The following is a 23912-nucleotide window of genomic DNA, read 5'->3' as shown; positions in this document are numbered from 1 at the left end:
CCAACCGTCGGCCCCTCTTCCACGATCCTCCTGTCCCGGGGACCAGGCAAGGCGCTCCGGGCGGGGCTGCCGCACCCGCCCGCGCGGGGACCGTGCTCCCGCACGCCCGGCCCCCGGACGGGCCGCGCGTGCGGCGGCGCGGATGTCAGTAGAGTGAGACGCGGAACCGAGGGAGGAGCAGTGAGAGCGCCGCGCACCCTGACGACCCTGGACGAGGTCGACACAGGTGACCACGTCTGCCAGGTGCTGGACCGCACCGAGGACGTCATCGACCGCAGCAGGGCCTTCGTCGCGGACGGGGCGCTGCACGGTGACAAGGTGCTGATCGTCGGTCCCGGCCTCCAGCCCCGCGGGAGCGAGTTCGCGCAGCTCGTCCTCGACCCGGCCCGGCTGGACGTCTCCCTGCTCGCCGCGGTGCGCCGCGAGGCCGCCAACGCCGGCCGTGAGGGTTTCCGCTCGCTCCGGGTGCTGCACCACGTCCGGCCCGCCTCCCCCGCGAAGCCGGCGGGTGATCTGCTGCGCAGCGAACTGGAGCTCGAGGAGTTCGCGGCCGACACCGGGGCCCTGGTGGTCTGTGCCTACAGCGGCGCGGACTGGGATCCCTCCACGCTCGACCAGATCGCGTGCGTGCACCCCCACCATCTGGGCAGCCGTCCAGCGTCAACGGCATTCCGGGTGTATCGGGCGGGCCGGAAGGGATGGGCGGTGGACGGGATCGTCGACAGCGACGGCGCGCTGCTCTTCGGCACCGTCCTGTGCACCCTCCTGGCGCACGCGGCGACGGTGCGTCTGCGCTGTCACGCCCTGGAGTTCTTCGACGCCGCCGGGATGAGGGCCCTGGCCGACGCGGCCCGGCACCTTCCGGAGCGGAAGGTGATCCTGGAAGGGGCGAACGAGACCGTGCGACTAGCCTGGAAGCTGTCCGGCTTCGCGGTCCCCGACATTCCGGTGGTGATGGCGCCATGACCACCTCCCTCCAGCAGACCACCACCACGCCGGGCGGTTATCGGCACGAGCTCTACCCGTACGCCGGAGGGGACGAGTTCGTCCAGGGCACACTGGGTTTCATCGAGGACGCGCTCGAGGGCGGCGAGGCCGTCGTGGTGGCCGTCCCGGAGGACAAGGCGTCCCTGCTGCGCGCGGAGATCCGCGAGGACGAGGCCGTGCGCTACGTCGACACGAGCCGGGTGGCGCGCCGTCCGGGCCGGCTCATCGACTCCTGGCAGGGATGGATCCAAAGACACGTCGAGGAGGGACGGCCGGTCCGCGGGATCGGCGAATCCCCCTGGGCCCAGGTCCGCAGCCCCGCCGAGGCCGCGGAGCTGCACTACCACGAGTGGCTGCTCAACAAGGCCTTCGCGCAGGGCCCGGCCTGGTGGCTGCTGTGCCCCTACGACGTCGCCCACGACGAGAGCGGCCTGCGGGACATGGCCCGGTGCCATCCCGAGATGCGCAGGGACGGCAGGACGACGCCCTGCGAGGACTACGACGCGCAGGCGTCGTACCCCTTCGTTCCGCTGACCCGCCCGTGCGATCCGTACGAGGAGTTCGCCTACACCAGCGGTGACCTGCTCGCCCTGCGGGGGAAGATCACCGCCTGCGCCGAGGAGCACGGTCTGAGCGGTTCGCGGCTTCGCGAGCTGCACCTGGCCGCGACGGAGGTGGCGACCAACAGCATCCGGCACGGCGGCGGCCAGGGGGTGCTGCGCACCTGGAGCGAGGACGACCGCCTCGTGTGCGAGTTCCGGGACGCCGGGTACATCGAGAACCCGCTGACCGGGCGGTTGCGGCCGAACGCCCGCCAGAACGGTGGCCGCGGGCTGTGGCTCGTCCACCAGCTCACGGATCTCGTCGAGATCCGCTCCTCGCCGGACGAGGGCACCACGGTGCGCCTCCACACCGAGCTGCCGTGACCTCATACTTTCCGGTCCGTCGTCCGACCGTGTGACAGGAGGTGTGGCGGCGGCCCGGCGGGAAGACGTAGGACCATGCCCGGTGGGGCGTGACAGTGGATGTCGGGAAGAGACGGGAGTACCGGGTACCTCATGCTGACCGTGCAGGTGCAGGGCGAGAACACGGCGGTCGTGCGGCTGCCGCAGCAGGTGGACTTCGACAACGCCTCCGCCGTCGGCGCGCAGTGCGAGGACCTGGTGCAGCGCGGCTTGACCACCCTGGTGGTGGACGCCTCCGGGACGGAGTACCTCGACTCCTCCGGCGTCACCATGCTGATCACGCTGTCACGCACGACGCAGGCCCGCTCCGGCACGCTGTACCTTGCCGCCTTCAACAGCCACTACCAGCAGATATGGCACATGCTCGGCCTCGAGACGGTGATCCCCCTCTTCCCCACCGTGCCGGCCGCCCTCTCCGTCTCCGACGCCCGCGAACCCGCCGCGGCTCCCGGGGTCTCCGACCGCGTCTGAGCGGCACCGGGGCGTCAGGGCCGTCGCGCGACGGGCGGTGGTCCACCAACCCGTTCAGAGCACGGTGGGTTCCCGCTCAGGGAGGGCGCCCGCCAGTTCGCGCAGCTTCTCCCGGGTCTCCGGGTCGGTGGAGTACACGACGGTGCCGACCATGCCTCGGGTCAGCAGGACCTTGTAGGTGTTGCGGATCAGGCGGTCCACGTCGGCGTCGGAGGGTGCCTTCGTGAAGACCGGGTCCTTGGAGGCCGTGCGGTCGGTGATCCAGCGGTCGCCGCGCCAGAGCAGGTCGGGGCCGATGATGACGCCGGACCAGTCGTACTCGAAGCCCTGCGCGGTGTAGACGCAGCCGACCTGCCCGAAGCCGGCGGGGTCGGTGGCCCACAGGGCGGCCGGGGGCGCGCCGGAGACGGAGCGGTCGCCGCGCAGGTTCCAGGGGCGGGCCCAGTCCCCGATCACCACGTCGGCGGGGAGCGGGTCGCCCGGCCTGGGTTCCGGGGACCAGCGCCAGCAGTAGCCGGCGGACATCCGGGCGCCGTAGCCCTCGGCGCGGCGGGCCTCGAGGAAGTCCTCCATCTCCTGCGGGCTGTCGGCGACCAGCAGACGCATCCGGTCGTCGGGTTCCCAGACGACCGGGCCGCCCGGCTCCAGGCCGAGGAGCCGCACCACCCAGCGCAGGTAGGCGTCACTGCCGCCGCACCGGAACTGGCTGTCCAGGGAGACGACGTGGCAGGTCAGTCCCTTGCGGGCAGCGGCCTCCTGGATGTCGGCGACGGTGCCCGTCTCCCCGGGGCGGACCACCTGGTGCTCGTCGAGGAGGAAGACGGGCACCCGGGCGACGTCGATCAGTTCGTCGATCTGCGGGCGGCCGGTGCGGTGGGCGGCGGGGGTGTAGCGGTTGGCGGAGGTCTCGCGGATGCGGTGGGCCTCGTCGCACAGGAGGACGTCGAGGGTGTTCTTCTCGGCGGTCATGAAGCTGTTGAAGTACTTGAAGAGGTCCTGGACCTCCCGCTTGCGCGCGCCTGCGACCTTGCGCATCGTCTTGGTGAACGACTGCGACCCGGTGGCGTGCAGGGCGGGGACGCCCTGCCGGTACAGCTCGCCGAGGAGGGAGAGCGCGATGACGCTCTTGCCCGTGCCGGGGCCGCCGGTGACGACCACGACCTCCTTGTGGTCCGACTGCTTCGCCCGGCGGACCGCGTTGAGGACGAGGCGGTAGGCGACCTGCTGCTCGTCCAGCAGCACGAACTGCTCGCGCTCACGCACCTCCTGCGCGGCCACCGCCATCAACTGGCGTGAAGGGACCGTCCTTCCAGCGAGCAGGTCGTCCGCGGCCCGGGCGCCGGGGTGCGTGGTGCTGAGGCGCGAGCGGAGGTGGTCGATGAACTCGCCCCGACGTTCACCGGTGAAGAGCAGGCCCCGGTCGTCGGACTCGACGGCGCGCAGGCCGCTCGCTCCGAACTCGGTGGCGTTGTGCAGGAACGCCACTCCGGTGATCCGCTCCGGCGCCTCGGCGAGGGCGCCGTTGAAGTTGACGAGGTACTCGCAGTAGCGGCGGACCTGCTCGATCGGGTTGAGGACGGGTCGCGCGTACGCGTCGACGTGACACAGCGCCGGGTCGTCCTCGTGGGGCTCGGCCTGGCTCCACTGCTTCAACTCCACGACGACGTACGACGGTTCCCCGGTCACGGGGTGCACCCCGGCGAGTACGGCGTCGGCGCGCCTGCTGTTCAGCGGGAGCGCGTACTCCAGCATGACCTCGACGTCGCCCAGGCCCGCGTCGTTGAGCGCGGCGGCCAGGACGGGGATGCTGCGCTCCCAGGAGCGCGCCTCCGAGGCGCCGGGACGGTAGCCGTGGGCGTGGGCGAACTGGTCGGTGAGGTGCAGGAACAAGGAGCCGTCGAGCGACATGGCGGCAACGGTTTTCGCGGACGCGCGGAACAGCAAGGACTTCCCCAGGGCAGCACGAAGAGACTCGTGCGGGTGGGGGCGTGTCCTTCGAGACCCCGCCGGAGCGGAGCGGAAGCCCGTCGGGCCGCGTTGACGATGCGTCGAGGGTACCCGGCGGTCCCGGACGCGGCACCGGTGCCCACGGCGGGAGCCCGAAGGAGAAGTGGTGCTGCTCGCGGAGGCGCGCTGAAGGGCAGGGCGTTCTCCGCACGGCCGGTCGGTTCACGCTGCCGGTGGCCCGGCGACCGCCCTGCGGCGGGCGACAGTCGGCGATGCCGTCGAAGCCGCGCACGAAGAAGTCGCGGTGGTACGCGACTTCCGGTTCGCGCTCCATCCAGATGTCGCAGGCGGGGGACTCCGTTGCTGGGTGTCGAACGATCCGGTGGATTTCCGCTGCGCTCTTCGAGACGCACGACGAATGGTCTGCCTTACCCCGCCGCCGCCTTCCCGAAGGCGGTATGGGCGATATCCACCGTAAGCTGTTCCCTACCGGGTGGCACTCGCTCCGACCTCCTCCCGCGCAGGCCGCCGGGGGTCATCTACCCAGAGATCACCGGGCAGTTGACCTCGGGGTTTCGTGGTAGCGTCCTCGTCCGGAGGGACAGTGCAACCTGAAAGGGAAATCGTGAACACGGAGAAGATCGCCGCTCGCCGCCTCTCGCTGGAAGAGGTGACGAAGCTCGGCGTGAAGGACAAGCTCTTCGTTTCCGCCGACACGGCGGAACTCAAGCTTCCCGACTGCTATGTCCCTGCTTTTCTGACCAAGCCCGGTGAGGCTTTCGAGGGCGGTTCGATCACGGCGAGGACCGTATTCCAGGAAGAGGTCTGCTGCCTTCCCGACGACGAGAACGAAGCCGGAATCTACGTGGCCGACGAGAACGGCCCGGTGACCATCGAGGTCCTCCAGTCCGCCGGTGTCGTGCTGGACCTGGCGCTTTTTGTTCCCGGCGGGGACAAGGGCGCTCTCACGGCCCTCTACGCTGCGGTCCGGCAGGCGTTCGGTGCCGACGTCGTTCAGATCTGGCGCCAGGGCCTCAAGGAGGTTCCCGACGTGAAGGTCGACATCTTCGAGGAGCAGATGCCCCGGGGACGCAAGGCGAGCGACAGCCCCAAGCGTGACCGTCGCGCGATCGACACCTACCCCACCCGTGCGGACTTCATCGAGTTCTCCACGGGGTGGAAGCCGGTCGTCGAGATTCACAAGCCGGTTGTTGACGACACCCCGACCATCTGATGCGCCGGCGCATGCGTTCTCGGCCTGGGAGAACGCCGGGAACGCATGCGCCGGACCCGGTCGGCCCCTGAGCGGCCCGGGCAACCGTCGGGAAACGACGCACGAACACCGAAGCACCGTTCCGCTCGATGACCTCGCGAAGCAGCCCCATGGGGGCTATTCGGTCCGTCGCTCACTCTGCGGGGGCCGCCAGTCGGCGATGCCGTCGAGGCCGCGCAGGAAGAAGGCGGGGCCGGTGCGCGAGAGGGCGGCGACCGCGGCGTTGCGCAGGGCGGCGGCGGGCCGGTTGCGGGTCATGCCGAGCCGTGAGGTGCGGACCGACCTGGTCACCAGCGCCGACGTCCGGGGCAGTCGGGCCGCGGTGTAGGCGGGCAGGTCCTCGGCGTGGTGGGCGAGGACGACGGCGTCCTCGATCGCCTGGTTGCCGCCCTGTCCCAGCGTCGGCGGCATGGCGTGCGCCGCGTCGCCGACCAGGGCGACCCTCCCCCGGTGGTAGGCGGGCAGCGGCGGGGCGACGTGGTGGACGTCGTGCCGCAGGACGTCCTGCGGCCGGATCGCGGCGAGGACGGACGGGACCGGCTCGTGCCAGTGGCCGAACAGGCGCAGCAGCTCGGCCTTCTCGTCGTCGGCCGCCTTCCCGCCCGCCGGGGTCATGGCCGCGGCGTACGCGTAGATCCTTCCGTCCGTGAGGCGGTGCGTGCCCCACAGCCGCCCGGGCCCCCAGGTCTCGTGCGAGACGATCTCCACGGCGGGTGCCGGGACCATGACCCGCCAGGTGGTGAAGCCGGAGTACACGACGCCGGGGTGCTCGGGGAAGAGGACGCCGCGGGCCGGCGAGTGGATGCCGTCGGCGCCGACCACCAGACCGGCGGCGAGCTCCCCGTCCGGGGTGGTGACCCTGGCCGGCCGCCCGTGGTCTCCCGGGTCGGCGACGGCGGCCCGGCAGCCGGTGCGGACGGCGCCTGCGGGGAGGCGGGCGGTGAGGACGTCGACCAGCGTGGAGCGGGGCAGCAGGAGCAGCGGGTCGCCGAAGCGCTCGGTGATCCCGGCCGCGTCCGTCCGCGCGAGCCACCGCCCGGACGGGGTGCGCATCCCGCCCTCCCTCACCCGGGCGGCCCGGGAGCGGACCTCGTCCCCGACGCCCAGCACGTCCAGCGCGCGCAGGGCGTTGGGGGCGAGGGAGATGGCGGCGCCGACCGGTTCCAGAGACGGCGCGCGTTCCAGGACGACGACCTCCCGCCCGGCCTGCCGGAGCGCGACGGCCGCGGTCAGGCCCCCGATGCCGCCTCCCACGACGACGACCTGCGATGACCACGAGGGGCGGGGCACGGCTGACATGGCGTCTCCTCCTCCGGAGCCGGGCACTACACCCGTAGTGTCCGTGGAGCCGAAGATACTACGGCCGTAGTACCGACGGTAGGTTGGGGGCATGCCAGCACCGACCTCCCGTTCCGTCCTCGTCGCCGACACCGCTCTCGCCCTGCTCGCCGGGCGCGGCATGCGCGGACTGACCCACCGGGCGGTGGACGAGGCGGCCGGGCTGCCGCACGGCTCCACCTCGAACGTCGCCCGGACCCGCCTGGCGCTGCTGGAGCTGGCGGTCCTGCGGCTGGCCGAGCGGGAGGCGCAGGTCCTCGCCGTGGCGGAGATGCCGGACCCCCGCGGCGGCCGGGACCAGCTGGTCGACGCCCTGGCGCTCGCCGTCCACCGCTCCCTGACGGGCAACCGCGACCTGCTGATCGCGCGTTACGAGCTGGCGCTGGAGGCGACCCGCCGGCCGGAGCTGCGCGCCCACTTCGACGCGGCCGGCGCGCGGTTCCGGGAGGCGGCCACCGCGCTGGTGGCCGGCCTCGGCTCGCCCGATCCGGCCCGGCAGGCGCTGTCGCTGGTGGCCTGGGCCGACGGCGTGATGTTCTCCTGCGCGGCCGGGTCGTTCCACGCCGATCTGCCGGGCCCGGACGCCCTGCGCGCGGGGGTGCGGGAGCTGCTGCGGGGGATGTTCGGCGACTGACCGGGGGCCGCGTCACGGGCAGGGAACCTCGGCCCACACCGTCTTGGCGCAGACGTCACGCACCTCGTGTCCCCACCGGTCGGCGCAGGCAGCCACCAGGAGGAGCCCTCGTCCCGCCCCGGCCTGCGGGACCGTCGGCGGCAGGCGTTCGGGACGCGCGTCGGTCACCTCGACGCGCACGCGCCCGGGGAGCCGGAGCAGTGACAGCCGGAAGTCCCGGCCGGGCACCAGCCCGTGCGTGACGGCGTTCGCCGCGAGCTCCGCCGTCACGAGGCAGACGGCGTCGGACGCGTCGCTGCCGTACGGGACGCCCCAGGCCGCGAGTTGCTGCGCGGCGAGGTGGCGGGCGAGGCGTGCGCCGCGGGGGGTGCCGCTGAGGCGGAGCGTGAACCGCGGGTCCGCAGACGTGGTCGGGGTCGGGGTCGGTTCCATGGCGTCACCGTGTCGCCGCGCGGACCGGCCGGACCAGGTCGCCGGCCGGTACCGTCCGGCGCTGTACGGGCGCCGCGGCGGTCGGTACGGGTCCGGTACGGGCCGGGCTCCGGAACCGACCGGCCCGCGGGTCGTTGAGGACGACGGGGGCACGGCGACCGCGGCGGGCAGGTGTGTGATGAGCACGCGTACACGGGACGACGAACGCCCCGCGGTGTGGGGCGCGTACGGGAAGCTGGTGCGGCTGTACCGCGAGCGTGCGGGGCTCACCCAGCAGGGGCTCGCGGAGGCGATCGGGTACTCGCTGGAACAGGTCGCCTCGGTCGAGCGGGGGCGGCGTCCGGCGAAGGGGGCCTTCACGGACGCGGCGGAACGGGTCCTCGGCGCGGAGGGGGCGCTGCGGGTCCTCCAGGACGACGTGGACCGGGCAAAACTACCGCCGTTCTTCCGGGACTTCGCCTCCCTCGAGTGCGACGCCGTGTGCCGCTCCTCGTACGACCCGCTGCTGGTGCCCGGGCTCCTGCAGACCGAGGCCTACGCCCGGGCCCTGTTCTCCGCCCACTGCCCCGCGCTGGAGGACGAGGTGATCGAGCTGCACACCGAAGCACGCCTGGCGCGCCAGCGGTTGCTGACGCGCTCCCCCATCGTCGAGCTGTCGTTCGTGATCGGGGAGACCGCCCTCACCAACCCCGTGGCGGCGCCCGAGGTGATGCGGGAGCAACTGCACCGCCTCACCGAGGTGGCCGGGCTGCGCAACGTCGACGTGCAGGTGATGCCCGCGGTGCAGGGGTTCCATCCGGGGCTCGACGGCGGCTTCGTCGTGCTGGAGACGGCGGAGCACCGCCGGGTCGGCTACGTGGAGTCGCAGGAGGTCGGGTCGGTGGTGACGGACCCTTCGCGGGTCAGCGCCTTCGACGCGCGGTATGGGAAGCTGCGCTCGCAGGCGCTGACCCCGGAGGAGTCCGCGCGCCTGCTCCGGAGACTTGCAGGGGAGGGCGCGGCATGACTGGTGAGCAGGACCCTGGCCCCGGCGCGGGCCGGCCCGCGTGGCGCAGGAGCAGCTACAGCGGGTCGGGGGGCGGCGACTGCGTGGAGGTCGCCGTGGGCGCGGGGGCCGTGCGGGTACGGGACTCGAAGAGGCCCGAGGGGCCGGTGCTGGCCTTCCCCGGGGCCCGGTGGGCGGCGTTCACCTCGTACGTGGGGGAACGCCGCCCCTGAGGGGGCCGCCCTACTCCGCGCGGAGGGCGACCGCCGTCCGCGCCCGGGCGGCCCAGCCCGCCGGCAGCAGCGCCCCGAGGACGGCGATGACCAGCCCGCCCAGCCCGAGCGCGGCGAGCTGCGGCGCGGCGTACACGTCGAGGACCGAGGCGGGCAGGCGCAGTCCCGCGCCGCGGCCCATGGCGGGGACGATCGCCCCGTGCAGCCGGAGGCCCAGCGGCACTCCGACACCGCCGGCGGCCAGTCCCGTCACGAGGACGGACGCGACGACCGTCGTGATCGTCTGGCGGGGTGTCATGCCCAGCGCCTTGTAGACCCCGAGCTCGCGGACGCGTTCCCGCGTGTCCAGGACGACGCCGTTGAGGACGCCGAGACCGGCGACCAGGACCAGCATCAGGGTGAGCGTCGCGGACAGCGCGCCCAGGGTGAGGGCCATGGAGCTGTCCCGGTCGTCCCCGTCCGCCCGTGCGGTGACGCCCAGCGGGGCGAGGGCCTCGTCCAGCTGCGCGGCGTAGGAGGCGGCGTCCGTGCCGGAGGTCACCTCGATGTGCTGCGTGGTCTCCGCCGGGTCGAGCGGCGCGCCGGTGAGGGTCGCGGCGTCGGTGAAGACCTCCATGCCGTCGTTGCGGGTGTCCAGGACCTCCCCCACGACGCGCACCGTGACCGGCTCGCCCAGGCCGTTCAGGGTGACCGTGTCCCCGAGCCGGGTGCCCGTGGTGCTGAGGAAGCCGGTGGGGACGACGGCTTCGCCGGGTCCCGCGATCCAGCGGCCGTCGACCATCGTGTAGCCGCCCCACGAGGCGTCCCCGGTGAAGGCGACCACTTCGGTCACCCCGGCCGTACCCGCCACGGTGGCCCGCGCCTTCACGCTGGAGTAGTGCCGGGCGGTGCCGGGTCGCGCCGCGACGACCGCGGCGACGTCGGCGGGGTCGGCGACGGGCTCCTCGCGCGGCTTCGGGCCGTGCGGGCCGAGCTCGGCAGGTGGCGCCTCCACGACGACGTCGGCGACGTCGTGGGCCTTGGCCTCCAGCACCTTCCCCAGCGACGCGCCGAGACCGAGGGTGAAGGTGACGGCGGCGCTGCCGAACACGATCGCCGTGCCCATCGCCAGTGCGCGCCCGGGCCGGGCGAAGGGCCGGGCCAGGCCGAGGGTGACCGGCCGCGTCAGCGGCAGCCGCCCGGCCAGCTGTGCGACCGCCCGTCCGCGCCCGGGCCGTGCGGCGCCCCCCAGGGCGAGCGCGTCGACGGTGCGCAGCCGTCCGGCCCGCCACGCGCCCGCCCAGGCGGTCACCGCCACCAGGCCGAGCGCCCCGCCGATCACCACCGCGTCGATCCAGGGGGTGACGGCGAGCGCCGTGCCGCCGTGCACCTCCGCGGTCTCGGCCAGCACCGGCACGGCGAGCAGGTGGCCGACGAGCACTCCCAGCAGCGTGCCCACGGCCGCGGGCGCCAGGGCCTGCGCCACGTACGCCCGCACCACCTGGGAGGGGGTGAACCCGACGGCCTTGAGGATGCCGATCCGGCGGGTCGCCGTGCCGACGGCGGCGGCGACCACGTTGCCGACGACCAGGACGGACATCACCAGCCCCAGCAGGCCGAAGGCGAGGAGGAACGGGACGTAGAGCGCCGTGTCGCGCTCGACGGCCTTCCTGACGGTCAGCCAGGACCGCTCGCCGGTCACCGCCCCCGCGCCCGCCCCCGCGGTCACCGCCCTGCGGCCGGCGGCGATGCGCGCCTCGGTGCCGGCCCCGGTGTCGGCGTCGGCGAACCGGTAGTGCATCTGGTAGCCACCGGCGCCGCCGCCGGTGAGGGCCTGCATCTGGGCGGGGACCACCCAGGCGTCGGCGGTCCCGGTCACCGACCGGGCCACGCCGACCACCTCCACTTCCGGCCCGTCCGGCAGCCCGGGGAAGTCGAGCCGCATCCCGAGGACCGGGAGGAGCGCGGAGTCGGCGGACAGCACGATCTCGCCGGGGCGGGCGACCCACCTGCCGTTCGTCAGCGTGACGCGGTCGGCTCCGCCGCCCGGCCGGGCGCGGCCGGCCACGGTCATCGGCCAGCCCGGTGTCCCGTCGTCCGTCCGCGGGGTGACGGTCGCCGTGCGGAACGGTCCGGCGAAGGCGACGGCGTCCGCGGCCCGCGCGGACGCCCGCACCTGCCCGGCGTCGACGCGCGCCGCGTCGAACTGGACCGACAGGTGTGCCCCGTGTGCGCGGCGGAAGGCGTCGTCGAACGGCGCGCCGGAGGCCGCCAGGAGCGTCCCGCCGAGGAGGGAGGCGGCCACCGCCATCATGGTGGCGAGGCCGATCACGACGCCCGGCACCCTGCGGCGTCCCACGCCCGAGCGCACCACCCGGCTCAGCGCGCTCATCGGGTCCGCTCCACGGCCGAGCCGCTGCCGGAGCCGTCTGCCCGCGCTGCCGTGGTGGCTCCGTCGGCCCCGGCGCCGGCGGCCGCCCCGTCGGTTCCCTCGGTCGTCCCGCCGGTTCCCTCGGTCGCCCCGTCGGCGGCGACCCGGCCGTCGACGAGCCGGACCGTGCGCGTGGTGCAGGCCCGGGCCAGCGCGAGGTCGTGGGTGACCACGACGACGGTCTGCCCCTCGGCGTGGAGCTGGGCGAGCAGGCCCGCGACCTCCTGCCCGGAGGCGCTGTCCAGCGCGCCGGTCGGCTCGTCGGCCAGCAGCAGTGGCGGCCGGTTCATCAACGCCCGCGCCACCGCGACGCGTTGTCGCTCGCCGCCGGACAACCGGCCCGGCAGGGCGTCGGCGTGACGGTCCACGCCGAGCACCTCCAGCAGTTCCTTGGCCCGGCGGAAGGCCTCCGGCCGCGCCATCCCTGCGAGTTGGGCGGGCAGGACGACGTTGTCGGTGACGGTCAGGTCGTCGAGCAGGTTGAAGAACTGGAACACCATGCCGATCCTGTCCCGCCGGTGGCGTGCCGCGGCCGCCTCGCCGAGCCCGTCGACGCGCACCCCGTCCACGGTGACGCTCCCGCCGTCCGGGCGGTCCAGCCCGGCGACCAGGTTGAGCAGCGTGGACTTGCCGCTGCCGGACGGGCCGACGACCGCCACCGCCTCCCCCGCCCGCACGGTGAGCGACACGGCGTCCAGGGCGGGCGGCCCCTCGCCGTACCTGCGGCTCACCTCTCGCAGTTCGATCACCGGCGCGGTCATGGCGACTCCCTCGTTGCGTCCTCGTCGTGCCGTCGTTGCGACCCGCCGGACGCTAGGTGCGGTGCGGACGGGGGCGCGTCCGCCGGCCGGAGCATTTCCGGTGGTCCGCGGGGACGACGTCCGCCCGCCTCCTCCCCGAGGCGTAGTCGTCGGGCGGACGCCGGTGCGCGGGCGGCGGCCGGAGGGAGGATGCACGGCGGTCCGCGCGTCTGTGAGGATGCGGGGGTGACGAGTGAGTCGGCGGTGCGGTGGCTGCGGGACGGGTTGGGGTCGCTGTTCCGGCCGACCGGTCCGCTGCCGCGCCCGACCCGGCGCAACCTGCTCTTCGACGCGGCGCTGGTGCTGCTCCTCGGTTCCGTGGTGCTGAGCTGGGCCGTGACCACCGGCGCCTCGCTGGTGGCCCGGGCTCCGGACGGCGTGGCCCCGCTGGTCCGCGGGGCGGGGGCGGGCAGCGTGGTCGCCGCGGCGTCCCTGACCGTGGCCGCGTGGGCCCCGCTGCTGCTGCGCCGCCGCTACCCGCTGGCCGCGCTGTGGGTGGTGACGGGCGCGGCCGCGCTGACCCCGCACGACGCCCGCCGGCTCGTCTTCTACGCCTGTGTCGTCGCCGCCTACAGCGCCGCGGCCTACAGCCCCTACCGGGCTCTCACGCTGGTGAGCCTGCCGGTCCTGGTGTTCACCGTCGCCGGTGACTCCGAGGGGGTCCGCGTCTCGCCGACGACACCGGTCCCCAACCAGTACGTCCCGCTGCTGATCCTCGTCCCGCTGCTCGTGGCGACCGTGGGGCTGCGCGCCTGGATGTTCCGCGCGGAGGAGAGCCGGGCGCGGATGTCCGCCCTCGAACGCGGCCGGGCCGAGGAGCTGCGCCGCGCGGCCGAACACGAACGGGCCCGCATCGCGCGGGAGTTGCACGACGTCGTCACGCACAACGTGAGCATGATGGTGATCCAGACCGGGGCCGCCCGCGCGGTCATGGACAAGGCGCCCGCCCAGGCCCGTGAGGCGCTGCTCGCGGCCGAGGCGGGCGGCCGGGCGGCGCTGACCGAACTCCGGCACGCCATGGGCCTGCTGACCATGGACGCCGGTGAAGGTGCCGCGGATCCGGCCGGCGGGGACCTGGCGCCCCAGCCGGGCCTCGACCAGCTGGAGTCGCTGGTCGCCCGCGTCCGGCAGACCGGCGTCGCGGTCACGCTGACCGTCACCGGCAGCCCGCGGGAGGTGCCCGCCGGGGTGGGACTGGCCGCCTACCGCGTGGTCCAGGAGGCCCTGACGAACACCGTCAGGCACGCCCGCGGCGCCGACGCGCGGGTGACCGTCACGCATGACGACGCGCTGCTGCGGGTCGAGGTCACCGACACCGGAGGCAGTCCGTCCCCGTCGGCGGCCGCCGGGAACGGCCGCGGCCTGATCGGGCTGCGCGAGCGGCTCGCCGTGTACGGCGGCACCCTGGACACCGGCCGCCGGCTCACCGGCGGCTTCCGCGTCACCGCCCTCATCCCCCTGGAGACCGCATGACCGCACCACCGCGCGTGGTGATCGCCGACGACCAGGCCCTGGTGCGCACCGGCTTCCGGATGATCCTCGCGGCGGACGGCATCGACGTCGTGGCCGAGGTGGCCGACGGGCTCGAGGCCGTCGACGCGGTCCGGCGCACCCGGCCCGACGTGGTCCTGATGGACGTGCGGATGCCGCGGCTCGACGGGCTGGAGGCCACCCGGCGCGTCCTCGCCGACGCCGACGCCGACGCGCCCCGCGTGATCATCCTGACCACCTTCGACCTGGACGAGTTCGTCTACGCGGCCCTGAAGGCGGGGGCCGCCGGGTTCCTGCTGAAGGACGTCACCCCCGAGCACCTGGTCTCCGCGGTCCGGCTGGTCCGGTCCGGCGACGCGCTGCTGGCGCCGGCCATCACCCGCCGCCTGGTCGAGCGGTACGCCCGCTCGACGGCGGGCGCCGCCGCGGGCGCGGGTTCCGGGCCGGCGGCTCCTCACGCCACCGGCGTGCCGGCCCCGGCCGCTCCCCTCCACCGCGACCTGACCGTGCTCACCCCGCGCGAGCTGGAGGTGCTGCGGCTGCTCGCCCAGGGCCGGAGCAACGCCGAGCTGGCCCGCCACCTGCACCTCGCCGAGACCACCGTGAAGACCCACGTCGGACGCGTCCTGGCCAAGCTCCAGCTGCGCGACCGGGTGCAGGCTGTCGTCCTCGCCTACGAGACCGGCCTGGTCGGCCCCACCGGACCGCCTCCGGCCCACTGAGCTCCCGTGCGCCCTTCCGTCGCGTCCGCGCGCCCGCCACACTGGTGCCGCTCGGCACGGCCCGCGTCGGCGACCGTGCGGGACCGGGTCCGGCCGGGCTCGACCGGGGGGAGTGAACGCCGCCTTGGCACTGCACGATCCGTCCGACGACGAGGTGCGCGCGCGTCTGTGCGCGTACGTGGCACGCTCCGGCCGCGGCAGGCGGCCGGCCCCGGCGCCGACGGACTTCGACCTGTCTCCCTCGCACCTCGTCGAGCTCAGGATCACCCGCCGCCTGGAACGCCGCACCGAGACGACGCGGCACCTGCCGGGTGCCGTGGACCTGGCCGGGCGGCCCACCTACGACGTGCTGGCGGAGCACAAGCTCGGCCCCCACGAGACGCCGCTCCACCGGCCGCTCGACCTGGTCCGGCGCGGCAGCGTGCACCAGGGGGCGTGCGGCTGCGGCAACGGCCGCCGCACGTGCCCCGACTGCGGGGGCAGGAGGTACCGCCCCTGCGAGCCCGCGCGGGTGTGCCCGATGTGCGAGGGCGTCTCCGCGTGCACCCAGCCCTTCAAGCACGGCGGCCTGGCCGACGCCCCGACCGGGCGGCTGCGGCCCGGCCGGACGGGCACGGCCGAGCAGCGGGTGACCTGCGAGGGGTGCCACACTCCCGCCGCCGCCTGCCCGGGCTGCCGGGGCTAGGGAAGGGTCAGGTGCGAGGACTGCGACGCCAAGGGGCGCATCCCCTGCAAGCCGTGCGGCCGCAGGGGCACCGTCGAGTGCGGTACCTGCGAGGGGCACGGGAACGTGACGTCGTGGACGGCGGGACGGATCGTCTGGGATCCCGAGACCGAGGAACCGCCCCCTCCCACGCCGCGGCCCCGGCGGGTCGCCGCCGAGCTGGACGGGGCGGGCTGGCGGGAGGACGTCCTCGACGACGACGCGCCGCTGCCCGACGACCTCTCCCCGGAGCACCGCGCCTTCCTGGAACGGCACCTGGGCCGGCGGGAGGACGAGCGGGGACGTCACGTCGTCGTCCGGCGGCTGAAGGTGGTGCGGGCGCGGCTGCGGGGCTCGGGCCACCGGGAGTTCTACGCGTTCCCCAGCCCCGACGGTGACGTGCGGGTCCTGGGGCGGCTGTCCGAGGAGGGACGGTTCACGTTCGCGGTGGGCGGGGCGGTGGTCGTCGCCCTGGCGGTGCTCACCCTGCTCCTCCTGCGCTGAGCCCGCCGGGCCGACGGCGCACCGGGGCGGGGTGCGCCCGCCGCGGACGACTCCGTCAGCCGCCGAAGGTGTAGGTCGCCACCGGCTCGCCGGGTCCGGCCGAGGGCACCACCGGGGTCGGGGACGGCCGGTCGGGCGCGGGCGGCGGCGTGGGACCGCGGTGCGGGTTCTGCGGGACCGACCCGCCGTCCGGCCCGCCGGAGGTCCCTCCGCCGCTCACGCTCCCGCCGCCGCCCGAGGTCGTGCCGGTCCGGCGCGGGACGGGGGACGCGTCGCCGCGGACGGCCGCGGAGGTGCTCGGCCTCCCCGCGCGCGACGACGCCGAGGCGGACGGGGAGGAGGACGGCGCAGCACTGTTCCCGGTGGCGGACGCCGAGGCGACGGACGACGACGGCGTCGGCGCCGGCCGCCTCGCGTCCCGCTCCTTCTCCGCCTCCCCCGCCGAGCAGGCGACCGCGCCGAGAGCGAGAAGACCCGTCACCACGCCCCGCCGCGCCCGCACACCGAGGCCCCGCACCACCGCTGTCATCCCGCCCCGCTCCGGCTTCACCCATGCCCTCACGAAGATCACGGAGGACGAGTGCGGTGAGCGTACCGGAGCCGGGCGGGAGTTCCGCGGGCCGGAAGTGTCCTTGGGGGGCGGCGGCACCGCCGGCAATCATCCCGGCCCGGCCTGTTGCCCACCGCATGAGGTGACGTCCGGCATCTTCACCGCATCGAACGCACGCCACCCGCTTATCCGTTTGCCGCGGGCGATCCCCGTCCGACAGGAAGCCCGCATGCTGAAGGGTGACAGGATCGGGCTGAGGGCCCGGCACGAGGACGACATCCCCACTCTGCGGACCGGGCTCTACGACGACGTGGTCAACTCCGCCCGGGCCGATGCCGGTCCGTGGCGGCCGGTCTCACCCACCTCGCAGGACCCGCGGCTCGTGGTGGACGACACGGCTCAGGGCAGGGTGGCGTTCTCCGTGGTGGAGCTGGAGGGGGGGCTCCCTGGCCGGCACCGCGACGCTGTGGGGCATCGACAACCACAACCGGTCCGCCCACATCGGACTCGGCCTGCTGCCGGAGGCACGCGGCAAGGGCTACGGCACGGACGTGGTCGCGACGCTCTGCCACTACGGCTTCGTGGTCCGCGGCCTGCAGCGGCTGCAGATCGAGACGCTGGCGGACAACCACGCCATGCTGCGCGCCGCCGAACGCAACGGCTTCGTCCGCGAGGGCGTGCTGCGCTCCTCGGCGTGGGTGCTGGGCGAGTTCCTGGACGAGGTGCTCCTCGGGCTCCTCGTCCAGGAGTGGAAGCCGGACGCACGAGGCTGAGGTGTCCGGACCGCCTCAGGCCTCGCGGGCGTCGGCCGTGGAGGCCATGCTGGCGTAGCGGTCGCCCGCGACCTGGGCGGCGATCGGCTCCAGGAGGGCCAGTTCACCGTCGGTCAGGGTGATCCGGGTGGCCGCGGCGTTCTCCAGGAGGCGGCCGCGCTTCCTGGTGCCCGGGATGGGCACCACGGACAGGCCGTGCACCTCGGCGCGCTGCTGCACCCAGGCCAGGGCGATCTGCGCCATCGTGGCTCCGCGGTCCGCGGCGATCTTCTGCAGCGGCGCCAGCAGCGCGGCGTTGGCCTTGGCGTTCTCCCCCGTGAAGCGGGGCTGGGAGCGGCGGAAGTCGTCCTCGGGGAGCTCCTTGCCCGCGTCGGTGAACGCCCCCGTGAGGAAGCCCCTGCCGAGCGGGGAGTAGGGCACGATGCCCACGCCGAGCTCGGCGGCGGCGCCCACCGCGCTGCGCTCCACGCTGCGGCTGAAGACGGACCACTCCGACTGCAGCGCGGTGATCGGGTGCACGGCGTGCGCCTCGCGCAGTTCGTCGCCGGTGACCTCGCTGAGGCCGAGGTACCTGACCTTGCCCTCCCGGACCAGGTCGGCCATGGCGCCGACCGACTCGGCGAAGGGGACGGCCGGGTCCCGGCGGTGCATGTAGTAGAGGTCGATGACGTCGACGCCCAGTCGCCGCAGGCTGCCCTCGACGGCCTGCCGGATGTAGGCGGGGTCGTTGCGGACGGCCCGGCCGCCGTCCGGCAGCACCACGTTGGCGTACTTGGTGGCGATGGTGACCTCGTCGCGGTGCGCGGCGAGGAACGGCGCGAGGAACTCCTCGTTCCTGCCCGCCCCGTACATGTCGGCGGTGTCGATCAGGGTGACGCCCGCCTTGACGGCGGCCTCCAGGGTGTCCCTGGCGGCCGCGTCGTCCGTCTGCCCGTAGGCGAAGCTGATGCCCATCGCGCCGAAGCCCTGGACCCCGACGAGCGGGCCCTCGGAACCCAGCCGGGTCTTCCTGATCGCCTCGATCGCGTTGCTTCCGCCTGCGTCGCCCATGCGGCCCCCTCAGCTCGTCGGCGCCCGGCGGGCGCTCGCTCCGTCCACGCTAATACCCCGAACCGCACCGCGGGCGAGGACATTCCGCTCTCGCACGGACGGTCGCGCGGGAGGGGGCACGCGCCCGCCGGGCCATGCGAAGACCCGAACCGGCCGGCGGCACGGGCGGCGTGTCACCTGTGCGGTCCGCCACCCCCGCCGTCACTCCCTGAACCACCGGCGGGCCCGTCCCCGGCCGACTCGCCTTACCTCCTTCACCACATGGATCCGCGTCAGATCCCTTGACGCGCCATGAACACGTCCGCTTCTGTATGGGCGGCGCCGACGGGAGCGCTCCCACGAGGGTGACGTCCCCCGCGTCACCCCGCCAACGGGTTCGCAGTGAAGGAGCGCACGACGATGATCGGACTCTTAGGCCGCGCGGGCCGGGGCCTCGGGGCGACCCGGACCGGACGCACCGGACGCGCGCACCGCACCAGGCGGTGGGCCGCGCTCGCCACCGCCCTCGCCATGGCGCTGTTCGCGGCACCGCTCGCCTCCGCCGGCACCGCGCAGGCCGCCCCGGCGGCCGGATCGGGCTACTGGCACACCAGCGGCCGCCGGATCCTGGACGCGGCGGACCAGCCGGTGCGCATCGCGGGCGTCAACTGGTTCGGCTTCGAGACGTCCAACCTCGTGCCGCACGGCCTGTGGGCCCGTGACTACAAGAGCATGATCGACCAGATGAAGCAGCTGGGGTACAACACCATCCGGCTGCCGTACAGCGACGACGTGTTCAAGTCCGGCGCGACGCCGAGCGGGATCACCTACTACAACATGAACACCGACCTGCAGGGGCTCAACTCCCTCCAGGTGATGGACAAGATCGTCGACTACGCCGGCACCGTCGGCCTGAAGATCATTCTTGACCGGCACCGCCCGGACTCCGCGGGCCAGTCGGCGCTCTGGTACACCAGCTCCGTCCCCGAGTCCACGTGGATCGCCGACCTGAGGTCGATCGCCGCACGCTACGCGAACAACTCCACCGTGGTCGGCATCGACCTGCACAACGAGCCGCACGATCCCGCCTGTTGGGGCTGCGGCGACCCCGCCGTCGACTGGCGCCTGGCCGCCCAGAAGGGCGGCGACGCGGTCCTCGCCGCCAACCCGGACATGCTGATCTTCGTCGAGGGCGTGCAGTCCTTCGAGGGTGGCAACACCTGGTGGGGCGGCAACCTGCAGGGCGTCAGGAACCACCCGGTGGAGCTCAGCACGCCCCACCGCGTCGTCTACTCGGCCCACGAGTACGCGACGAGCGTGGCGAACCAGCCCTGGTTCGGCGACCCGGCCTTCCCCGCCAACATGGCGGGCATCTGGGACAAGAACTGGGGCTACATCTTCAAGGAGAACATCGCCCCGGTCTGGGTCGGCGAGTTCGGCAGCCACCTGACCTCCGCCACCGACCGGACCTGGCTGAGGACGCTGACCGACTACCTGCGCCCCACCGCGCAGTACGGCGCCGACAGCTTCTCGTGGACGTACTGGTCCTGGAACCCCGACTCGGGCGACACCGGCGGCATCCTGAAGGACGACTGGACCTCGGTCGACACCACCAAGGACGGCTACCTCACGAGCATCAAGTCCCCCGGCTTCACGGGCGGGGGCGGGACCGGGGGCGGCGACACCCAGGCCCCGAGCACGCCGGCCGGCCTCAAGGTCACCGGGACCACGGCCTCCAGCGTCTCGCTCTCCTGGACCGCGTCCACCGACGACACGGCGGTGACCGGCTACGACGTCTACCGCGGCGCGACCAAGGTCGGCTCCTCGGCCGGCACGACGTTCACCGACACCGGCCTGACCGCCTCCACCGGCTACAGCTACTCGGTGCGGGCCAAGGACGCCGCGGGCAACACCTCGACCGCCTCCGCCTCCATCACCGCCCGGACCGCGGCCTCCGACGGCGGCGGCAACGGCGGCTGCACCGCGGCCCTGCGCGTCGACAGCAGCTGGAACACCGGTTTCCAGGCCACCGTCACGGTGACCAACCCGGGCACCACCGCCCTCAAGGGATGGACGGTCACCTGGACCTGGCCCGGCGGGCAGACGGTCTCCAACTCCTGGAACGCCACGGTGACCCAGAGCGGCGCCGCCGTGACCGCGAAGAACGCCTCGCACAACGGCACGGTGGCGGCGGGCGGCTCCACCACCTTCGGCCTCCAGGGCAACGGCACGTCCGCGGCGCCGACGGCGACCTGCACGGCCTCATGAGCTCCTGATCGGTGCACGGGGAGCGTAACCGAACAGGATGAAGGAGGGGGCGGCCGGACATCCGGCCGCCCCCTCCGGCGTACCCTCGCCGCCCCCTCCCGCGTACCCCCGACGCCACCCGGCGTACCTGCCAGGATGTGCCGACCCGTCGGCTCAGCGCGTCGAGTTCAGCGCCTCCAGCTCGGCGTCGGCCCGCTCGGTGACCAGGGCGAGGACGCGGCCGGCGGCGGCCAGGTCCTCGGCCGGGATCGCGCCCCAGATGCGGGCGGAGACGGGGGCCACCTCCGCGCCGGCGGCGGCCGTCACCTCGCGCCCGGCCTCGGTGGGGCGCAGGTGGCCGCCGTCCGTCACCAGCAGTCGACGGGTGAGCAGTTCGTCGATGGTCGCGCGGATCTCTGCCGGGTCGCTCTTCAGGGACCGACGGACCTGGCCGACGACGTCCTCCGCCGCCGGCGGGCCGTCGGCGGTGAGCACGGCGCGCAGGACGACCTGCTGCCCGAAGGTGAGACCGTGCCGGGCCAGGACGTGTTCCAGGACGCCGCGGGCGGCGTAGTGGGCCAGCCCGAGGGCGCGGGCATCGGCGGGTGCTCCGGCGGGTGCGGTGGTGGTCATGGTGTGGTCCCCTCGTCGTTCTCGTCGCTGTCGCCGTGGTGCGCGGGTGGAGTGAGAGGTGCGTCGAGCAAGGTCCTCAGCTCGTCGGTGAAGGCACGCGTCCGCGGGGCGTCGAGGCCCCCGAGCGGCTCCAGCAACTGCTCGAGCAGTTCCTGGACCACCGCGACGGCCCGCCGCGTGACGGTCTGCCCCTCGTCGGTGAGGGACAGCTGGACGGCGCGCGGGTCGCGCGGATCGCGGACCCGCTCGACCAGGCCGGCCGACTCCAGGGCGCGCGCCAGCTTGGAGACGTACAGGGCCTCCATGCCGAGGTGGTCGGCGAGCCGGCGCTGACTGGGCCTCTCCCCGGCCCGCCGCATCCCGTGCAGCGACGCGACCAGCGTGTACTGCGCGTGGGTGAGCCCCAGCGGAGCCAGTGCGCGGTCCACCGCGACGCGCCACCGGTTGGCGAGCCGCCACACCAGGAATCCGGGCGTGGGACCCGGCGAACTCTTGCTCATGACGGATACGGTACATAGCTACTGTAGCCATGGCTACTGTTTTCGGAAGTCGCTCCGCGGCGGAACGCGGCGGTCAGGTCCGTCGCGGCCGGGGACTCAGTGCACCTGCTCCGCGAACGCCCGGAACGCCCGTGCGTCGAAGAGTACGAACCTGACCTCCTCGACGGCGGTCGCGGTCGCCCGCACCGACGCCACGGCGATGCGGGCGGCGTCGTCGACCGGCCAGCCGTAGACGCCGGTGGAGACGGCGGGGAACGCGACGGTGCGCGCGCCGAGTTCGTCGGCCACCCGCAGCGACTCGCGGTGGCAGGAGGCCAGCAGCTCCGACCGGTCCTCGTGCGGGTCGAACACCGGGCCCACGGTGTGGATCACCCACCGGGCGTCGAGGTCGCCCGCGGTCGTGGCGACAGCCTGACCGGTGGGCAGGCCGCGGCCGTAGCGGGAGGCGCGCAGGGCGCGGCACTCGGCCAGGATCTCCGGTCCGCCCCGCCGGTGGATGGCGCCGTCCACGCCTCCGCCGCCCAGCAGCGAGGAGTTCGCCGCGTTGACGACGGCGTCGACGGACTGCCGGGTGATGTCGCCCTGGACCAGGGTGATCCGGGTCGTCGCGGTCATCGCCGGTCCTCCCTGAGGGCACGCCAGACCGCCTTGGCCGCGTTGTGGCCGGACATGCCGTGGACGCCGGGACCGGGCGGGGTGGCGGAGGAGCACAGGAAGACCGCCGTGTGCCGGGTCCGGTACGGGTGCAGCGTCGGGCGGGGGCGCAGCAGCAGGCGCAGGCCGGCGGCCGAGCCGCAGGCGATGTCGCCCCCGACGTAGTTGGCGTTGCGCGCGGCGAGCTCGGCGGGGCCGCTGATCGCGCGGGCGAGGACACGGTCACGGAAGCCGGGGGCGAACCGCTCCAGCTGGCGCTCGATCGCGTCGGTGAGGTCGCCGGTCCAGCCGTTGGGAACGTGACCGTACGCCCAGAAGACCTGCTTGCCCTCCGGGGCGCGGCCGGGGTCGGCGAGACCGGGCTGGGTGGTGATCAGGAACGGGCGGTCCGGGGCCCGGCCCTGGCGGGAGGCGGCGTCGAGGGCCGTGCCGATCTCCGCGGCGCTCGCCCCGACCTGCACCGTGCCGGCCCGGCGGGCCTCGAGGGCGGTCCACGGCACGGGACCGTCCAGCGCGTAGTCGATCTTGAAGGCGGCGGCGCCGTACCGGAAGTCCCGGTACGCGTTGCCCAGCCCGGCGATGCGGGCGAGCGCGGTCGGCGAGGTGTCGAAGACGTAGGCACGGGCGGGCGGCAGGTCGTCGAGCCGCTTGACCTCGTAGCCGGTGTGCACCGTCCCGCCGAGGTCGGCGAGGTAGGCCGCGAGCGCGTCGGAGATGGCCTGCGAGCCGCCGCGGGCGAACGGCCAGCCGCGGGCGTGCGCCCCCAGGGCGAAGACCAGCCCCACCGCGCCGGTGCCGAGGCCGCCGAGCGGCGCCATCACATGGGCGACCAAGCCGGCGAAGAGCGCCTTGAACCGCTCGTCGCGGAAGCGCCGCATCAGCCAGGTGGACGGCGGCAGCCCGGTGAGCCCGAACCGGGCCAGCGCGACGGGGTCGCGGGGCAGGGCGCTGAGCGGCAGCGACATGAAGTCGCGGACCAGCCCGTCCCAGTTCCTCAGCAGGGGCGCCACCAGCCGCCGGTAGGCGCCCGCGTCGCGGGGACCGAAGGAGGCCGCCGTCTCGGCGACGGACCGGGAGAGCACGGCGGCGGTGCCGTCGAGGAAGGGGTGGGCCATCGGCAGCGGGGCGTGCACCCACCGCAGCCCGTACCTCTCCAGCGGCATGCCGCGGAACGCCGGGGAGCTGATCCCCAGCGGATGGGCCGCGGCACACGGGTCGTGCCGGAACCCGGGCAGCGTGAGCTCCTCGGTCCGGGCGCCCCCGCCCACGGTGTCACGCGCCTCGAACACGGCGACGGAGCAACCGCGCCGGGCCAGCTCCACGGCAGCCGTCAGCCCGTTCGGTCCCGCGCCCACCACGACCGCGTCGAGTATCGATGTCGTCGGCACCTCGGACTCCTTCGTCGGCGGTGTCCTCCCGTGATCAGGATAGGCCGCCCCGCCGACAGGACGGGGCAGCGGGGGCGCTGACACCCCGTCACCGGGGCCGGGCGACGGCTTGGCCGCAGGTCCTCGGGGTGGCGGCGGGTCCGCGCCGCCGGGAAGTCCGCTTCCGCCGGAGGCGGCCCTCCACGCCGCCGCTTCTTGCTGTTATCTGATTTTCGGCCCGGCTTCGGCCGGACCGGTCTGCTC

At 74.2% G+C, this 23912-nt stretch carries 23 protein-coding genes and 1 pseudogene; 13 read left to right on the top strand and 11 right to left on the bottom strand.

All coding sequences use genetic code 11. From position 1 onward, the window contains the following. Nucleotides 1-180 precede the first annotated feature (180 nt). From Sfr03f_RS06635 to Sfr03f_RS06625, 3 genes are all read left to right on the top strand, one after another. On the top strand, nucleotides 181-966 hold the full coding sequence (locus Sfr03f_RS06635) for an MEDS domain-containing protein (protein ID WP_108952729.1): 786 nt from the start codon (nucleotides 181-183) through the stop codon (nucleotides 964-966). Continuing rightward, nucleotides 963-1913, top strand: coding sequence for a sensor histidine kinase (locus Sfr03f_RS06630; protein WP_108952728.1), 951 nt, complete (start codon nucleotides 963-965; stop codon nucleotides 1911-1913). Before Sfr03f_RS06635 ends, Sfr03f_RS06630 begins: the two co-directional genes overlap by 4 nt. 132 nt (nucleotides 1914-2045) lie before the next feature. Continuing rightward, a complete protein-coding gene (locus tag Sfr03f_RS06625) occupies nucleotides 2046-2423 on the top strand; it encodes an STAS domain-containing protein (protein ID WP_108952727.1) in 378 nt (125 codons plus the stop codon). A gap of 54 nt (nucleotides 2424-2477) precedes the next feature. Here Sfr03f_RS06625 and Sfr03f_RS06620 read toward each other — a convergent pair whose 3' ends face one another. Next, a complete protein-coding gene (locus Sfr03f_RS06620) occupies nucleotides 2478-4367 on the bottom strand; it encodes a DUF2075 domain-containing protein (RefSeq protein WP_108952726.1) in 1890 nt (629 codons plus the stop codon). Nucleotides 4368-4995: 628 nt separating this feature from the next. Here Sfr03f_RS06620 and Sfr03f_RS06615 point away from each other — a divergent pair. Then, nucleotides 4996-5604, top strand: coding sequence for a hypothetical protein (locus tag Sfr03f_RS06615; protein WP_108952725.1), 609 nt, complete (start codon nucleotides 4996-4998; stop codon nucleotides 5602-5604). A gap of 156 nt (nucleotides 5605-5760) precedes the next feature. On the opposite strand, the gene Sfr03f_RS06610 is transcribed toward Sfr03f_RS06615, so the two are convergent. Further along, a complete protein-coding gene (locus Sfr03f_RS06610; RefSeq protein ID WP_108952724.1) occupies nucleotides 5761-6942 on the bottom strand; it encodes an FAD-dependent monooxygenase in 1182 nt (393 codons plus the stop codon). Nucleotides 6943-7033: 91 nt separating this feature from the next. Between Sfr03f_RS06610 and Sfr03f_RS06605 the strand changes: the two genes are divergently transcribed. Further along, complete coding sequence (locus tag Sfr03f_RS06605; RefSeq protein WP_108952723.1) at nucleotides 7034-7615, top strand: TetR/AcrR family transcriptional regulator; 582 nt, start codon at nucleotides 7034-7036, stop codon at nucleotides 7613-7615. Nucleotides 7616-7627: 12 nt separating this feature from the next. Here the strand turns inward: Sfr03f_RS06605 and Sfr03f_RS06600 are convergent, their stop codons facing one another. Beyond that, a complete protein-coding gene (locus Sfr03f_RS06600; protein ID WP_108952722.1) occupies nucleotides 7628-8047 on the bottom strand; it encodes an ATP-binding protein in 420 nt (139 codons plus the stop codon). A 178-nt stretch (nucleotides 8048-8225) separates the two neighbouring features. On the opposite strand from Sfr03f_RS06600, the gene Sfr03f_RS06595 reads away from it, so the two are divergent. Next, nucleotides 8226-9053 carry a helix-turn-helix domain-containing protein gene (locus tag Sfr03f_RS06595; RefSeq protein ID WP_108953494.1) on the top strand — a complete coding sequence of 276 codons (828 nt, stop codon included), beginning with the start codon at nucleotides 8226-8228 and terminating at the stop codon, nucleotides 9051-9053. Further along, nucleotides 9050-9265: a DUF397 domain-containing protein gene (locus Sfr03f_RS06590; RefSeq protein WP_108952721.1), complete on the top strand. Its 216-nt coding sequence runs from the start codon at nucleotides 9050-9052 to the stop codon at nucleotides 9263-9265. The genes Sfr03f_RS06595 and Sfr03f_RS06590 overlap by 4 nt, the downstream gene beginning before the upstream one ends. Nucleotides 9266-9275: 10 nt before the next feature. On the opposite strand, the gene Sfr03f_RS06585 is transcribed toward Sfr03f_RS06590, so the two are convergent. Beyond that, nucleotides 9276-11636 (bottom strand): ABC transporter permease, encoded by a 2361-nt coding sequence (locus tag Sfr03f_RS06585; RefSeq protein WP_108952720.1) that lies wholly within the window; start codon nucleotides 11634-11636, stop codon nucleotides 9276-9278. Beyond that, complete coding sequence (locus tag Sfr03f_RS06580; protein WP_108952719.1) at nucleotides 11633-12436, bottom strand: ABC transporter ATP-binding protein; 804 nt, start codon at nucleotides 12434-12436, stop codon at nucleotides 11633-11635. The genes Sfr03f_RS06585 and Sfr03f_RS06580 overlap by 4 nt, the downstream gene beginning before the upstream one ends. Nucleotides 12437-12661: 225 nt before the next feature. Here Sfr03f_RS06580 and Sfr03f_RS06575 point away from each other — a divergent pair, with 225 nt between their 5' ends. The 4 genes from Sfr03f_RS06575 (at nucleotide 12662) to Sfr03f_RS06560 (ending at nucleotide 15895) form a co-directional block, all read left to right on the top strand. Further along, nucleotides 12662-13948: a sensor histidine kinase gene (locus Sfr03f_RS06575; protein ID WP_245967427.1), complete on the top strand. Its 1287-nt coding sequence runs from the start codon at nucleotides 12662-12664 to the stop codon at nucleotides 13946-13948. Further along, a complete protein-coding gene (locus tag Sfr03f_RS06570) occupies nucleotides 13945-14688 on the top strand; it encodes a response regulator (protein ID WP_108952717.1) in 744 nt (247 codons plus the stop codon). The genes Sfr03f_RS06575 and Sfr03f_RS06570 overlap by 4 nt, the downstream gene beginning before the upstream one ends. Nucleotides 14689-14812: 124 nt before the next feature. Next, on the top strand, nucleotides 14813-15373 hold the full coding sequence (locus Sfr03f_RS06565) for a hypothetical protein (protein ID WP_159105569.1): 561 nt from the start codon (nucleotides 14813-14815) through the stop codon (nucleotides 15371-15373). A gap of 105 nt (nucleotides 15374-15478) precedes the next feature. Further along, a complete protein-coding gene (locus Sfr03f_RS06560) occupies nucleotides 15479-15895 on the top strand; it encodes a hypothetical protein (RefSeq protein WP_108952715.1) in 417 nt (138 codons plus the stop codon). Nucleotides 15896-15950: 55 nt separating this feature from the next. Here Sfr03f_RS06560 and Sfr03f_RS30165 read toward each other — a convergent pair whose 3' ends face one another. After that, nucleotides 15951-16457: a hypothetical protein gene (locus Sfr03f_RS30165; protein WP_159105568.1), complete on the bottom strand. Its 507-nt coding sequence runs from the start codon at nucleotides 16455-16457 to the stop codon at nucleotides 15951-15953. Between the two features lie 217 nt (nucleotides 16458-16674). On the opposite strand from Sfr03f_RS30165, the pseudogene Sfr03f_RS06550 reads away from it, so the two are divergent. Beyond that, nucleotides 16675-17218: pseudogene (locus Sfr03f_RS06550) on the top strand (GNAT family N-acetyltransferase). A gap of 15 nt (nucleotides 17219-17233) precedes the next feature. On the opposite strand, the gene Sfr03f_RS06545 reads toward Sfr03f_RS06550, so the two are convergent. Further along, nucleotides 17234-18268, bottom strand: a complete 1035-nt coding sequence (locus tag Sfr03f_RS06545; protein WP_108952714.1) for an aldo/keto reductase — start codon at nucleotides 18266-18268, stop codon at nucleotides 17234-17236. 510 nt (nucleotides 18269-18778) lie between these two features. Between Sfr03f_RS06545 and Sfr03f_RS06540 the strand changes: the two genes are divergently transcribed. Beyond that, nucleotides 18779-20515 (top strand): cellulase family glycosylhydrolase, encoded by a 1737-nt coding sequence (locus Sfr03f_RS06540; RefSeq protein WP_108953493.1) that lies wholly within the window; start codon nucleotides 18779-18781, stop codon nucleotides 20513-20515. 153 nt (nucleotides 20516-20668) lie between these two features. On the opposite strand, the gene Sfr03f_RS06535 is transcribed toward Sfr03f_RS06540, so the two are convergent. The 4 genes from Sfr03f_RS06535 to Sfr03f_RS06520 form a co-directional block, all read right to left on the bottom strand. After that, nucleotides 20669-21127: a winged helix DNA-binding protein gene (locus tag Sfr03f_RS06535; RefSeq protein WP_108952713.1), complete on the bottom strand. Its 459-nt coding sequence runs from the start codon at nucleotides 21125-21127 to the stop codon at nucleotides 20669-20671. Next, entirely contained in the window at nucleotides 21124-21627 is a 504-nt protein-coding gene (locus Sfr03f_RS06530; protein ID WP_108952712.1) for a MarR family winged helix-turn-helix transcriptional regulator, read from the bottom strand. Before Sfr03f_RS06530 ends, Sfr03f_RS06535 begins: the two co-directional genes overlap by 4 nt. A 96-nt stretch (nucleotides 21628-21723) precedes the next feature. Next, complete coding sequence (locus Sfr03f_RS06525) at nucleotides 21724-22242, bottom strand: O-acetyl-ADP-ribose deacetylase (RefSeq protein ID WP_108952711.1); 519 nt, start codon at nucleotides 22240-22242, stop codon at nucleotides 21724-21726. Next, nucleotides 22239-23654: a phytoene desaturase family protein gene (locus tag Sfr03f_RS06520; protein ID WP_108953492.1), complete on the bottom strand. Its 1416-nt coding sequence runs from the start codon at nucleotides 23652-23654 to the stop codon at nucleotides 22239-22241. Before Sfr03f_RS06520 ends, Sfr03f_RS06525 begins: the two co-directional genes overlap by 4 nt. Between the last annotated feature and the right edge of the window lie 258 nt (nucleotides 23655-23912).

Source organism: Streptomyces fragilis (genome assembly GCF_003112515.1).
GTDB classification, from domain to species: Bacteria; Actinomycetota; Actinomycetes; order Streptomycetales; family Streptomycetaceae; genus Streptomyces; species Streptomyces fragilis.
The sequence above is the reverse complement of the archived record's forward strand: the minus strand, read 5'-3'. Positions and strand labels throughout refer to the sequence as shown.

Excerpts from the sequence above, each read along its gene's own strand:
- Sfr03f_RS06545 (WP_108952714.1), bottom strand. The coding sequence starts at position 18,268 with ATGGGCGACGCAGGCGGAAGCAACGCGATCGAGGCGATCAGGAAGACC.
- Sfr03f_RS06630 (WP_108952728.1), top strand. The coding sequence starts at position 963 with ATGACCACCTCCCTCCAGCAGACCACCACCACGCCGGGCGGTTATCGG.
- Sfr03f_RS06535 (WP_108952713.1), bottom strand. The coding sequence starts at position 21,127 with ATGACCACCACCGCACCCGCCGGAGCACCCGCCGATGCCCGCGCCCTC.
- Sfr03f_RS06525 (WP_108952711.1), bottom strand. The coding sequence starts at position 22,242 with ATGACCGCGACGACCCGGATCACCCTGGTCCAGGGCGACATCACCCGG.
- Sfr03f_RS06540 (WP_108953493.1), top strand. The coding sequence starts at position 18,779 with ATGGCGCTGTTCGCGGCACCGCTCGCCTCCGCCGGCACCGCGCAGGCC.
- Sfr03f_RS06600 (WP_108952722.1), bottom strand. The coding sequence starts at position 8,047 with ATGGAACCGACCCCGACCCCGACCACGTCTGCGGACCCGCGGTTCACG.
- Sfr03f_RS06530 (WP_108952712.1), bottom strand. The coding sequence starts at position 21,627 with ATGAGCAAGAGTTCGCCGGGTCCCACGCCCGGATTCCTGGTGTGGCGG.
- Sfr03f_RS06595 (WP_108953494.1), top strand. The coding sequence starts at position 8,226 with ATGAGCACGCGTACACGGGACGACGAACGCCCCGCGGTGTGGGGCGCG.
- Sfr03f_RS06610 (WP_108952724.1), bottom strand. The coding sequence starts at position 6,942 with ATGTCAGCCGTGCCCCGCCCCTCGTGGTCATCGCAGGTCGTCGTCGTG.
- Sfr03f_RS06605 (WP_108952723.1), top strand. The coding sequence starts at position 7,034 with ATGCCAGCACCGACCTCCCGTTCCGTCCTCGTCGCCGACACCGCTCTC.
- Sfr03f_RS06625 (WP_108952727.1), top strand. The coding sequence starts at position 2,046 with ATGCTGACCGTGCAGGTGCAGGGCGAGAACACGGCGGTCGTGCGGCTG.
- Sfr03f_RS06585 (WP_108952720.1), bottom strand. The coding sequence starts at position 11,636 with ATGAGCGCGCTGAGCCGGGTGGTGCGCTCGGGCGTGGGACGCCGCAGG.
- Sfr03f_RS06580 (WP_108952719.1), bottom strand. The coding sequence starts at position 12,436 with ATGACCGCGCCGGTGATCGAACTGCGAGAGGTGAGCCGCAGGTACGGC.
- Sfr03f_RS06570 (WP_108952717.1), top strand. The coding sequence starts at position 13,945 with ATGACCGCACCACCGCGCGTGGTGATCGCCGACGACCAGGCCCTGGTG.
- Sfr03f_RS06590 (WP_108952721.1), top strand. The coding sequence starts at position 9,050 with ATGACTGGTGAGCAGGACCCTGGCCCCGGCGCGGGCCGGCCCGCGTGG.